We start from the raw sequence: 12,221 nt of genomic DNA, 5'->3' as shown, positions 1-12,221 counted from the left end.
TTTCCGCTCTGGAAGCGCCTAACCCACGTAGCCTTGAAACAAAGATGTCCAAGCGCGTGAGGGAGACCCGGTGGCCAAGAAGAAGAAAAAGCAAGTAAAGCAGGGGCACCCCGGACGTGTTCAGGCACCGGTGGTGTCCATGGGGCGAGTGAGAGTCGACCGCGGGCTGGATGCGCTGTCGCCTGAATTCGTGCGTTGGTATGGCGAGCGGCGGCAAGATTCGGAAACCGCCTTGCTTGCCTTGGCGGCCGTGCGCGAAACGCTGGGCATGTACGCCGAAGTCGTAGGACTGGAATCCGTCACCGAGTTCAACGCACCCAAGCTGTTCGGGGTGTTGAACTCCATGATCGAGTTCGAGGAAGCCGAAGAGCCGGAAGATCTCTCCGGGGAACTGCGCATGGTGCTCTACATGGCCTGGGCAGACTACCTTGATTTTATCGAGGATACCGGCCGCTGGACCCAAGACCTCGCCGAGCTGAGTTGGCTGCGCGGCAATCTGGAGACCGCGGCTCCGTTCAGCGCAGACGCTCTTTCTGCGCCCGGGAATCCTGGTGAGCTCGAAGAGCAGGCGCTCGCCGAACTGCGCCAGCTTCCCATCGTGGAATTGGCCCATGGCCTGGCCCGCTGGTGCATTGGGAAGGGCGCCGCCGAATGGGGCGCCGGCCCGGGAGAACAATTCCTGGCTTCCGCTGCCAAGGCCTTGGAGGGCGAACTTCCCAAGGGGCTGGACGAGGCGCAAGCCGAGCTGGTGCTTTCCCTGGCCATCGCTTCGCTCGCGGTGGCCGGCGTCATCACCCTCGAAGCGCACGCGTCGCCGAAAGCCGGTCCGGCCGCCGGGGCATTCCAGAAGTCCGAGGGGCAGCAGGCGTTTTCCGCGAACTATGTTTTCCTGCAGGCATTCCTCGATCTCTTCCTCGAAGCGCCCGAGGACGCCGATGAAGAAACCCTGGAAGCCTGGGGACTGTCTAATCTCTGGTTGCTTGAGGCCATTGAAGGATCCGCGCATCGGGTGGCCGAGCCGCGAGATGAGCAATGGTCGCCGGCGGCCTGGGAACAGGCCCACCAGCGGCTGGGCGAATTGCGGATCCTCGGCTTGGTCGAGGAAGGTGAGCACTACACGCTCCCACGCCTCGTCGCGGCGACTCTCACCGATCTGGATGATGATGAGCTCAATGAGGAAGATCTGCAAGACGAAGAGCTGGACGCGCTGTTCGGCTTCGATTCGGAAGAGCCCAAACGGGACAAGCGTGCCGAACCATTTACCGGCAAGGTGCTGCAGCTGAAGCTGGGTCTGAAAGACGCCAAACCGCCGATCTGGCGCCGGGTGCTGGTGCCAACTGACCTGCACCTGGGCGACCTGCACGACATCATCCAGGCAAGCTTCGACTGGTACGACGGGCATCTGCACGAGTTCCGCTCGGGCGGATACGGCGGCACCAGCTACGGACCCGATATCGAGCAGATGGAGTTTGACGAAGACGAATCAGGCGTCCTGATTTCCGAACTGCTCAAAGCCGAAAAGGACCGGCTGGACTACGCCTATGATTTCGGGGATGGCTGGGAGATCCGCATCGAGGTGGAAAAGGTACTGGAATCCGAGGCCGGGGCGCTGCCGCGCTGCACCGGAGGCCGGCGTATGGCACCGCTCGAAGACAGCGGCGGCACCTGGGGATGGGCGGAAAAAGTCGCCGCCATCGGCGACCCCGCCCATCCGGAGCACGGGCAAGTCATGGAATGGCTCGAAGGCATGGGCCTGGACGAGATTGATCCGACGTCCTTCAGCATGCAGGAGATCAACGAAGCGCTAGACCAGGAGTTCTAGCCCAGGCTCGCTCAGCCGCACAAGCTTTGGCTTGCCTTGCGGTTGGTCGTTTTGACCGGAGCCTTTTCGGCTCCTTCGATCTCAAGGTAGTCCTGGCCGAGGAGCAACTGGACGCCGTCTATGGGCGCCTTGACCGGACGAAGATCCAGGTCTAGTTCCTTGGCCAAGGCCTTGGCCGTCTGCCGGGCTTCCTGGGTGTCGGCGGCCAGCAGCCGCGTTGCCGCCTGGGGAGCTTCGGCGGTATCAATTTCGGAGATCGAGAAGCCCTGCGCGGTTGCTTTGGCAGCGAACTGCGATGCCAGCTGATTCACTCGCGCGCCGTTGGTGATTCGCACGGCAGCCTCGCGCGAGCTGGCCGCTGGCGCCGCTTCTGCTTTCGAGCTCTCTTTATCGCCTAGATTTACCGGGGTGTCTGCGCTCAACCGCTCGAAGATCGTGGACGCCTCGGGGGCGGGGACAACGCGGTTGCGGTTCTGCGGAGCCGGCTGCCAAGGCATGGTCATGAAGGTGATTTCCCCGGTGGGCACCGCTTGGATGCGGGTGGCCAAGGAGGCCAGATTGGCCAGCGAGCTGAGTCCCGGATCAACGGTCATCGATGAGGTGACCGCATCCAGGAAGGAATACAGCCGGTCCGGCCGGGTGAGCGTTTCACGACTCGTGGCCCGTTGCACGACGGCCGACATCACCATCTGCTGATGGCCCAGGCGGGCGATATCGCTGCCGTCCCCGACCGCATGCCGGGTGCGGGCCAAGGCCAGTGCGTCTTCTCCCTTGACCGTTTGGTTGCCCGCCGGGAGGTCCAGATTCGCCTTGGGGTCCTGCATCTGATCGGCTAGGCACACGTCGATGCCGTCGAGCGCGTCAACGATGGAAATGAAGCCCTCGAAATTGACCTCGATGAAGTGGTCGAGATCCACGCCGGTCAGGGATTCAACGGCGGCGACCGAGCAGGCGGGACCGTAGTTCAGTGCCGAATTGATCATTCCGTGGCCGCCTGCGTAATGTCCGTGGCCGGTATCCTCGCAGGCGGGAATCTCGAGCAATGTATCGCGCGGGATCTGTACCGCGTCGATGCGCTCATTGTCGGCAGCCAGGTGAACGAGCACCATGGAATCGCTGCGCGCCGATCCGTTGTCCTTGCCGAACTCCGTTGAGCTGAAGGTCCGGCTGTCCGACCCCAGCAGGAGGATGTTCATGCCCCGGCTGGAATCGGGTACCCGCTGCTCCGTGGCGCGCATCGCGGCGGTGGAGATATTTCCCTGAAGCCGGAACCAGGCGGCTCCGACTCCGACGACCAGTGCCAGGACCAGCGCCGCGGCGATGATGCGAAAATTGCGCTTGCGTCGCGGAGAATTTTTCCTGGTGGGCGTTGCGGGCCGCTGATGGGTCATAGCTCAGGTCTCCTGCGAAAGTCAGGCGGGAATATCTACACCAGCCGACCATGCAAGGCACGGACCGCGCCAATAGCCAAAGTGCGCGGACCCATGTATTTTCCCTATGGATCTGCCCGCCACCCCGGGCTTTCCGCGGGAGCGCAGATTCCGCGAGATCTGCGTCTCACAGGTGATCCAGGAACTCCTCCAGGGCGGGGTTCTTGAACGAGTCCTTGCGGAAGATCGCACCAATGGGCCGTCCGGCATCGGCGGCCAAGGGAACCTGCAGCCCGCCGAAGACTTCGGCGGTGCTGGCTAGCACCTGGGGAACCATGGTGATTCCGCCAACGGCGATGCTCAGCTGGACCAGGGCGTCGCGCTGCGTGGTGGTGATGATGCGTGGCGCGGTGGCGCCGAGATTTCGGTAGACCTCATCGGTGATCAGCCGGGTGGAAGTCCCCTGCGGCAAGGTGACCAGCGTAAGCCCGCCCAGCAGTTCGGAGTCCAACGCAGTGCGCACGGTATGCGCCAAATCGGTGGAAAGGACCGCCGTAAACCTTTGCTTGCGCACGAAGCGCGTCTGAAGGTCGGCGGGGATCCGCTCGTCCACGCCGAATGCGAGATCTGCGCGTCCCAGACGTACCGAGTCGATCAGCTGTTCGTGATCCTCGACGCTGACTATTTCGATTTGGATCCCGGGGTGATTGCGGTGGAACGGGCCGAGATATTCCGGAAGGACTCCGGCAATGAGCGAGGGCAGGCCTGCGATGCGCAATGAGCCCGAATCCAGCGACCGGGTTGAGGAAGCCAGCGCGTCGATCGAGGAGATCTCGCGCAAGGCTCGCCGCCCGGCCGGGATGATGCTCCTCCCGGCTTCGGTGAGCAGCATGTTCCGTCCCGCGGCCCGGAAGACCGGCATGCCCAGGGTCTGCTCCAACGCTCGAATTCTGCGTGACAGCGAAGGCTGGGAAATTCCGAGGATATCCGCCGCGGCGGTGAAGGATCCATAGTCCACCACGGTGATAACGGCCGCAATCTGAGCTAGGGAAATATTGCTGGAGTTGAGGTGAGTGGCCATGAATCGGAGGTCCCTTTGAACTATGACTGCATCTGGCGTGATTGCAGGGAAACGCTAGCATGCTCCGGGGCTCCACCGAGCTCCAACACCTGCCTGCGGCATTATCTGGGGGAAGGCGCAGGAGCGTTGGCGGTGCCTGTGGTGGAGGCGCGGATGACCAGCTTCGGGGTGAAGACAAACTGCTCGCGGACCGCATTTTCGCCCGCTTCGGCTTCGCGCAACAGGACATCGACCGCGGTGCGCCCGATTTCTTCGGCCGGCTGGCGCACGGTGGTGATCGGGACGACCGCCGACTCGGCGAAAGCTATGTTGTCGTATCCGACCAGCGCAATGTCCTCTGGAACCTTCAGCTTCCCGGACATCACAAATGCCTGCAGGATGCCTAGAGCCAGTAGGTCGTTAGCGGCAAAAACACCGTCCGGGCGTTGTTCGGGCGCCATGGCCACGATGCGTTCTCCGGCGGCGCGGCCTTCGATGACGCTCAGCTGCTTGGTTGGCAGATATTCGAGGGATGCATCCGAAGCGCCGGCGATGACCGACTGCGCGCCTTCCAGGCGATGCCGGACCTGTTCGATGCTCTGCGGCCCGCCGACGAAGGCGATGCGCTTGCGTCCCAGCTCGACAAGGTGCTGGACGGCGATTCGGCCGCCCTCCACGTCGTTGACGGAGACCGAGGAGAAGCTGCGGTCGCCGCTTCCGCGGTCCACCAAGACCACCGGGGTGCCGGATTCGCGGATGCGCCAAAGCCGGCTCAGATCGCTGTGCATGGGGGAGATGAGCACCCCCGCGACGCGCTGTTGGTCAAATAGGTCAAGCAGCTGCTGTTCGGTGGTCAGCGAGCTATCGCTGGCGCCCATCAGCACCGTGTAGCCGTTTTCCAGGGCTCGGTGCTGGGCTCCCTGGGTGACGTCCATGAAGAACGGATTTCGGGCATCGAGGATCACCAGCCCGAAGCTGCGGCTGTGCCCGGCCCGCAGCTGGCGGGCGGCGTCATTGCGCACAAATCCGAGCTTGTCGATGGCCTCGGTGACCTTGCGAACCGTCGCCGGTGCGACGACCTCTGGGCGGTTGAGTACGTTGGAGACCGTTCCGACCGAAACACCTGCCTCGCGAGCGACTTCCTTCACGCTTACCGACACGTAGTTTCCCGCCTTTGCCCCGATGGTCTTCTCCCGAGTATATCGTGCGGCGCCCGCTCGGCTTGCCACAGGGCGCGAGATTGAATGGATTCAATTAATTTCGGCAGATTTTTGGATTCTGCTTGAAATTGAGCCATGTTCTGGTCTAAAGTCGGTGAAGTTCGGTGATTGAAACGATTCATTTTGGGACGATCGTCAGCGACTCAGCGACTCAGCGTCACAAGCATTCAACGAAGAGGGCAACGCATGAACAGGGTTTGTTTTCAGCTGCAGGTCAAGCCGGACCGGCTGGCCGAATACGCCGAACGCCACGCCGCCGTCTGGCCAGAGATGCTGCGGGCAATCAACGACGCGGGACGCCGCAACTACTCGCTCTTTCTCCGCGCCGATGGCTTGCTGATCGGCTACTACGAAACCGCCGACGACGCAGCCGCCCAAGCCGCACTGGATGCGGATCCACGCACCTCGGCCTGGGAAGCGCAAATGTCCGAGTTCTTCATCTCCCTCGACGGACGCCCCGATCAGGGTGCGCCGCGCCTGAGCGAGGTATTCAACCTCGAAGACCAGCTGGCCCAGCTCTAAACGGCGACACCGGCAAACCAATTCCACCACCGAAGAATGGAGAGATCCATGGGCGCTAAGCTGACCCCCGAGATCCTGACCACCCTTGAACGATTGGCCATCGAAGTCCCTTCCTGGGCCTACGGCAACTCCGGCACCCGCTTTAAAGTGTTCGGCACCCCGGGCACCCCACGCGATGCCTATGAGAAGATCGCCGATGCCGCGCAGGTCAACCGCCTGACCGGACTGGCTCCGGCCGTGGCCCTGCACATTCCGTGGGATAAGGTGGCGGACTTCGGCTCGCTACGCGCCCACGCGAACGGGCTCGGGGTGGAACTGGGAACCATCAACTCCAACACCTTCCAGGACGACGAATACAAGTTCGGCGCGCTGACCCACGAAGATCCGAAAGTCCGCCGCAAGGCCATCGACCACCATATCGAGTGCGTAGACGTCATGGACGCCACCGGCTCCCAAGACCTGAAAATCTGGCTGGCCGAAGGCTCGAACTACCCGGGGCAGGCAGATATGCGCGGCCGCCAGGACCGGCTTTCGGATTCGCTGTCCGAAATCTACGCGCGGCTGACCGGCGAGCAGCGCCTGGTGCTTGAGTACAAGTTCTTCGAGCCCTCCTTCTATCACACCGATGTTCCGGACTGGGGCACCTCCTACGCCCAGGTCGCCGCGCTCGGCGAGCGGGCGTTGGTCTGCCTGGACACCGGACACCACGCCCCGGGCACCAATATCGAGTTCATCGTGATGCAGCTGCTGCGCCTGGGCAAGCTCGGCTCCTTCGACTTCAACTCGCGCTTCTACGCAGATGATGACCTGATCGTCGGCTCCGCCGACCCCTACCAGCTCTTCCGCATCATGGCCGAGGTGGCCCGCGGCGGCGGGCTGGATGTCGATACCCCGATCACCTTCATGCTCGATCAGTGCCACAACGTGGAAAACAAGATCCTGGGCCAGATCCGCAGCGTACTGAATGTGCAGGAAATGACCGCTCGGGCGTTGCTCATCGACCGGGTTGCGCTGACCGAGGCGCAGCTCTCCGGCGATGTGCTGGCCGCCAACGACATCTTCATGAACTCCTTCTACACCGATATTCGCAGCGAACTCGCCAGCTGGCGTGAATCGCGTGGCCTGCCGGGCGACCCGATGGAGGCCTTCCGCGCCTCGGATTACCAGAGCCGCATCGAAGCCGAACGCGCCGGCGGCGTGCAGGCCGGGTGGGGTGCCTGATGACTACGGCACTGACGAAAAAGCGCGGCATCAGCGGCTGGAAAGCCACCATTGCCGTGGCCATGAGCAATTACATCGAAGCCGGGGCAATTATTGCCTTGGCCACCAGCCTGACCCTCTGGCAGGGTGCCTTCGGATTTGATGACGGCATGGTCGGGGTCATCGCGGCGATCTCCGCCAACGCTTTCGGTGCCGCGGTAGGTGCGCTGATCGGCGGCCCATTGTGCGACCGGCTGGGCCGCAAATTCATCTACACCTACGACCTGATCGTCTTCATGATCGGCGCGCTGATGATTACCTTCGCCGCCAGCACCGTGCTGCTGATTATCGGTGTGATCCTCATGGGCATCGCGGTGGGCGCCGGAGTTCCGGCTTCCTGGACGTACATTGCCGAGGAGGCTCCGCAGGAGTCGCGCGCAGCCCACGTGGGAACCGCGCAGCTGGCCTGGTCCTTCGGACCGGCGGTCGGCTTTGCCCTGGCCATCATGGTTGCACCACTAGGAGTGAATGGGTCCCGGCTGATCTTCTTCCACCTGTTCATCGTCGCCGCCATCACCTGGTGGGTGCGCCGCGGGCTTCCCGAATCCACCCGTTGGAAGCAGCAGCGCGCCGAAGAAATCGCCTCCGGAGCCAAGATCTCCTTCTTTTCCGGCGTCAAGGGGTTGCTGGCCGAACGCAAGAACTGGTCGGCGCTGTTCTTCCTGCTCGGGGTGTATGGATTGTGGAATACCGTGGCCGGCCAGGCCGGCATCTTCCAGCCACGCGTGTACGCGGCGGCCGGCGTCGAATCGGCCACGCAGCAGAACCTGCTGCAGGTTCTGGTCTGGGTGCTCACCGCGGCCGCCACCTACTTCGGCTTCATGAAGTACGGGGACCGCGTCTCGCGCCGCTGGCTGTACTTTGGCGGAGCCGCCCTGGGCGTTGCCGCCTGGGTTGTGCTGATCTTCGCCCCTCCGGGAGCCTTCTCGCTGCTGTTCTTCGCCTGCGCCTGGGGCATTTCCGCCGGTTTGGGAGCCCAAGCCTTCTACGGCCTATGGACCGCGGAACTCTTCGCCACCAAATACCGCGCCAGCGCCCAGGGCGTGCTGTTCATGCTCGCCCGCGTCCTGGTCGGCTTGCTATCCCTGGTTTTCCCGGTCCTGCTTTCCGGCATCGGGCTGGAAAAGCTCGGCCTGCTGATCATCGGCCTGCTGGTAGTTGCCCTGCTGATCGGCACCATCTGGGCGCCGGAAACCCGCGGCAAGTCCCTCGAAGAAATCGAAGCCCAGCGCTACGGCACCAAGATCAACGCCTAATACGACTCAAGGATTGAACACAGACATGTCGAGAGAAACCATGACCATCAGCACCGCAGAACAGCTCATTACCCGTTCAAACCGCCTCGGTGCGGACAAGAAGAACACCAACTATGCCGGAGGCAACACCTCGGCCAAGGGCTTCGCGTCCGACCCGGTCTCCGGAGAACAGGTTGAGCTGCTCTGGGTCAAGGGATCCGGCGGAGACCTGGGCACACTGACCGAGAAGGGCCTGTCGACCCTGCGGCTGGACCGGATGCGCTCGTTGGCCAAGGTCTACCCGGGCGTGGACCGCGAAGATGAGATGGTGGCGGCTTTTGACTACTGCCTGCACGGCAAGGGCGGAGCCGCACCCTCTATCGATACCGCCATGCACGGCCTGGTGGATGCGCCCCATGTGGATCATCTGCACCCGGATTCCGGCATCGCCATCGCCACCGCTAAGGATGGCAAGGAGCTGACCGCGCAAATCTTCGGTGACAAGGTGCTCTGGGTTGATTGGCGCCGCCCGGGCTTCCAGCTGGGACTGGACATTGCCGCAATCAAGGATGAAAACCCGAACGCAGTCGGCTGCATTCTCGGCGGACATGGCATCACCGCATGGGGCGAGACGTCCGAGGAATGCGAAGCCAACTCGCTGTGGATCATCGACACCGCGGCGGACTATATCCGCGAACACGGCAAGGCCCAGCCATTCGGTGCCCAGCTGCCCGGATTCGAAGCACTGCCGGAAGCCGAACGCCGGGCACGCGCCGCCGCCCTGGCCCCGACCCTGCGCGGTCTGGCCTCGACGGACAAGCCGATGATTGGCCACTTCACCGACGATGAGCGAGTCCTTGATTTCCTGGCGAGCGAAAAACTAGCCGAACTTGCCGCACTGGGCACTTCCTGCCCGGACCACTTCCTGCGCACCAAGATCAAGCCAATGGTGCTGGATCTTCCGGCCACCGCTACCCTTCAGGAGCAGTTGGCCCGCCTGAGCGACCTGCACGTGGAATACCGTGCCGCTTACCAGGCCTACTACGAGGCCCACAAGGATGAAAGCTCCCCAGCCATCCGCGGTGCAGATCCGCTGATCGTGCTGATCCCCGGCGTTGGCATGTTCTCCTATGGTGCCAACAAGCAGACCGCTCGCGTGGCCGGCGAGTTCTACCTGAATGCCATCAATGTGATGCGTGGCGCCGAGGCCCTGTCAACCTACACCCCGATCTCCGACGCGGAGAAGTTCCGCATCGAGTACTGGGCGCTGGAAGAAGCCAAGTTGGCCCGCATGCCTCAGCCGAAGAGCCACGCCGGGCGCATCGCCCTGGTGACCGGCGCCGCGTCCGGCATCGGCAAGGCGATCGCGGCCCGGCTGGCCGCCGAGGGGGCCTGCGTAGTCATTGCCGATTTGGATTTGGCCAAGGCGCAGGCCGCGGCCGCGGAATTGGGCAACGCCGATGTGGCCGTCGGTGTCGCCGCGAATGTGGCCGATGGCGCCGCCGTCCAGGCGGCCATGGACGCCGCGGTGCTCGCCTTCGGCGGTATCGACCTGGTGGTGAACAACGCCGGATTGTCGCTGTCCAAGAAGCTGCTGGAAACCACCGAAGCGGACTGGGACCTGCAGCACGATGTGATGGCCAAGGGCTCTTTCCTGGTCTCCAAGGCGGCGGCCAAGGCGCTGATCGACCAGCGCATGGGCGGAGACATCATCTACATCTCCTCCAAGAACTCCGTCTTCGCCGGCCCGAACAACATCGCCTACTCGGCCACCAAGGCCGACCAGGCCCATCAGGTGCGCCTGCTGGCCGTGGAACTGGGCGAACACGGGGTCCGCGTGAACGGTATCAACCCCGATGGAGTGGTGCGCGGCTCGGGCATCTTCGCCTCGGGCTGGGGCGCCAACCGCGCCGCCACCTACGGAGTGAATGAGGAAGACCTCGGCCAGTTCTACGCGAACCGCACCATCCTCAAGCGCGAAGTGGTCCCGGAAAACGTGGCCGACGCCGTCTACGTGCTCACCGGTCCGGAACTGACCCGCACCACCGGCCTGCACATCCCGGTTGACTCGGGCGTTGCGGCGGCCTTCCTGCGATGAGTTCGAATTTGGGCACCGCGCCGGTTGCGGCGATCGACCTGGGCGCCACCAGCGGCCGAGTGATGCTCGGCCGTCTGGTGGACGGCAAGGTCGAACTCAGCCTGGTGCATCGCTTCGCCAACGGCGCGGTTGCGCTGTCCACGCTGGGAGACGGGGCGGACACCGGGGCGCTGGCCTGGGACATCGACCAGCTGTGGGAAGAAATTCGCCACGGGTTGGCGATGGCCTTCGCCCAGCATCCCGACATCGCTTCCATCGGCGTGGACTCGTGGGCGGTGGACTATGCGCTGCTGAAAAATGGGCAACGTCTGGGGCAGATACGCCACTACCGGGATCCGCGCAATGAGCTCGCCGTCCCGGCGCTGGAAGCCAGCTTTGACCGCAAGGAGTTGTTTGCCCGCAACGGCTTGCAGTTCCTGCCTTTTAATACGGTGTATCAGCTGGAAGCCGAACGGCAAGAATCCCGGCTGGCCCAAGCCGATACGCTGCTCTTGGTCCCGGACTACATCAACTATTTGTTGACGGGAATGGCGCGCAGCGAGTGGACCAATGTCTCCACCACCGGGCTGTTGAACCTGAACTCCGGGACGTGGGACGCGGAACTGAGCGAGCATTTGCAAGTCGCTAGCTTGCTAGCTCCCTTGATTCGCCCAGGTGAAGTGGTCGGAAACTTGCGTGGATCGCTGGCTCGCGAGTTCGGAGCCCACGCTGAGGTCAGGGTGCTCGCTGTCGCCTCGCACGACACGGCAAGCGCCGTGGCGGCCACCCCGTTGGCGAGCGCGCATTCGGCCTATATTTCGTGCGGCACCTGGGGATTGGTGGGGGTTGAGCTCCAGTCGCCGGTGCTTGAGCCACGTGCGCAGGAAGCGGGTTTCACCAACGAGCTGGGCCTCGACGGAACCGTCAGATTCCTGAAGAATGTGACCGGAACTTTTCTGCTCAGCGAGGCAATACGAGAATGGAATGAGCAGGCCGAAACCGACGGCAGCGACAGCGTGAAGCTGGAGCAGCTCTTGGCGCAGGCCGAACAGCTGGGGGTCCCTGGCACGCTCATCGACCCGCAGGCCGATAGCTTCCTGGCTCCGGGGGCAATGCCCGAACGGATCAGCGACGCGGTCATCGAAGCAGGTGGCAAGAAGCCGGAATCCCGAGCTGAGATCATTCGAATCGTGATCGAGTCCCTCGCCGAGAGCTTCGCCACCCAGGCGTTCAGGGCCGCAGCACTTGGCGGGTTTGTGCCTGACGCGATTCACCTTGTGGGTGGTGGTTCGCAAGGCAGTTTGCTCTGCCAGCGTACCGCCGATCGTGCGGGAATCCCGGTCATCGCCGGACCGGTCGAATGCACGGCCCTGGGCAATGTGCTGGTGCAATTGCGTGCCATGGAATCGCGTCCCTGGACCACGGGGGAAGTGCGTGAGCTGGTACGAAAATCTGTTGATTGGGTGAGCTACCAACCCAGGCTGGCAAAAAACTTGGTATGAGATCCGTGTGGGCATCTCGTATCAGCGCTGTTCATTGCCCATGAATAGTGCCAAGACCTAGTGAACGAAGATCTTCTTCATTTGCTAGGTCTTGTACTTTAATGCGCCGTGAGACAAAACTGGCGCAAACGAAGGCAGCCGCAAATTCGGCGG

Annotated in this window: 9 protein-coding genes; 6 read left to right on the top strand and 3 right to left on the bottom strand. The window is 63.1% G+C overall.

Going from position 1 to position 12,221, the window contains the following annotated elements:
- Window positions 1-70: 70 nt before the first annotated feature.
- Window positions 71-1,822, top strand: coding sequence for a plasmid pRiA4b ORF-3 family protein (locus CQ017_RS12270; RefSeq protein ID WP_105553954.1), 1,752 nt, complete (start codon window positions 71-73; stop codon window positions 1,820-1,822).
- Between the two features lie 11 nt (window positions 1,823-1,833).
- Here the strand turns inward: CQ017_RS12270 and CQ017_RS12265 are convergent, their stop codons facing one another.
- The 3 genes from CQ017_RS12265 to CQ017_RS12255 form a co-directional block, all read right to left on the bottom strand.
- Complete coding sequence (locus CQ017_RS12265; protein ID WP_181150549.1) at window positions 1,834-3,213, bottom strand: LCP family protein; 1,380 nt, start codon at window positions 3,211-3,213, stop codon at window positions 1,834-1,836.
- A 166-nt stretch (window positions 3,214-3,379) separates the two neighbouring features.
- Window positions 3,380-4,273 carry a LysR family transcriptional regulator gene (locus tag CQ017_RS12260; protein ID WP_105553953.1) on the bottom strand — a complete coding sequence of 298 codons (894 nt, stop codon included), beginning with the start codon at window positions 4,271-4,273 and terminating at the stop codon, window positions 3,380-3,382.
- A gap of 101 nt (window positions 4,274-4,374) precedes the next feature.
- Window positions 4,375-5,412, bottom strand: a complete 1,038-nt coding sequence (locus CQ017_RS12255) for a LacI family DNA-binding transcriptional regulator (RefSeq protein WP_105554122.1) — start codon at window positions 5,410-5,412, stop codon at window positions 4,375-4,377.
- Window positions 5,413-5,658: 246 nt separating this feature from the next.
- Here CQ017_RS12255 and CQ017_RS12250 point away from each other — a divergent pair, with 246 nt between their 5' ends.
- The 5 genes from CQ017_RS12250 to CQ017_RS12230 are packed head-to-tail and all read left to right on the top strand — an operon-like array spanning window position 5,659 to window position 12,068.
- Entirely contained in the window at window positions 5,659-5,994 is a 336-nt protein-coding gene (locus CQ017_RS12250; RefSeq protein WP_105553952.1) for an L-rhamnose mutarotase, read from the top strand.
- A gap of 48 nt (window positions 5,995-6,042) precedes the next feature.
- On the top strand, window positions 6,043-7,215 hold the full coding sequence (gene rhaI / locus CQ017_RS12245; protein ID WP_105553951.1) for an L-rhamnose isomerase: 1,173 nt from the start codon (window positions 6,043-6,045) through the stop codon (window positions 7,213-7,215).
- Complete coding sequence (locus tag CQ017_RS12240; RefSeq protein ID WP_181150389.1) at window positions 7,215-8,510, top strand: MFS transporter; 1,296 nt, start codon at window positions 7,215-7,217, stop codon at window positions 8,508-8,510. The genes rhaI and CQ017_RS12240 overlap by 1 nt, the downstream gene beginning before the upstream one ends.
- A 40-nt stretch (window positions 8,511-8,550) precedes the next feature.
- Window positions 8,551-10,587, top strand: a complete 2,037-nt coding sequence (locus CQ017_RS12235) for a bifunctional aldolase/short-chain dehydrogenase (RefSeq protein ID WP_105553950.1) — start codon at window positions 8,551-8,553, stop codon at window positions 10,585-10,587.
- Window positions 10,584-12,068 (top strand): rhamnulokinase family protein, encoded by a 1,485-nt coding sequence (locus CQ017_RS12230; RefSeq protein WP_105553949.1) that lies wholly within the window; start codon window positions 10,584-10,586, stop codon window positions 12,066-12,068. Before CQ017_RS12235 ends, CQ017_RS12230 begins: the two co-directional genes overlap by 4 nt.
- Window positions 12,069-12,221 lie beyond the last annotated feature (153 nt).

It is taken from the genome of Arthrobacter sp. MYb224, assembly GCF_002975455.1.
Classification (GTDB): domain Bacteria; phylum Actinomycetota; class Actinomycetes; order Actinomycetales; family Micrococcaceae; genus Glutamicibacter.
This window is presented reverse-complemented; position numbering and strand designations above follow the sequence as displayed.

Bases quoted from the DNA above. Each gene is read 5' to 3' on its own strand.
- CQ017_RS12250 (WP_105553952.1), top strand. From the start codon at position 5,659: ATGAACAGGGTTTGTTTTCAGCTGCAGGTCAAGCCGGACCGGCTGGCC.
- CQ017_RS12265 (WP_181150549.1), bottom strand. From the start codon at position 3,213: ATGACCCATCAGCGGCCCGCAACGCCCACCAGGAAAAATTCTCCGCGA.
- CQ017_RS12240 (WP_181150389.1), top strand. From the start codon at position 7,215: ATGACTACGGCACTGACGAAAAAGCGCGGCATCAGCGGCTGGAAAGCC.
- CQ017_RS12260 (WP_105553953.1), bottom strand. From the start codon at position 4,273: ATGGCCACTCACCTCAACTCCAGCAATATTTCCCTAGCTCAGATTGCG.
- CQ017_RS12230 (WP_105553949.1), top strand. From the start codon at position 10,584: ATGAGTTCGAATTTGGGCACCGCGCCGGTTGCGGCGATCGACCTGGGC.
- CQ017_RS12235 (WP_105553950.1), top strand. From the start codon at position 8,551: ATGACCATCAGCACCGCAGAACAGCTCATTACCCGTTCAAACCGCCTC.
- rhaI (WP_105553951.1), top strand. From the start codon at position 6,043: ATGGGCGCTAAGCTGACCCCCGAGATCCTGACCACCCTTGAACGATTG.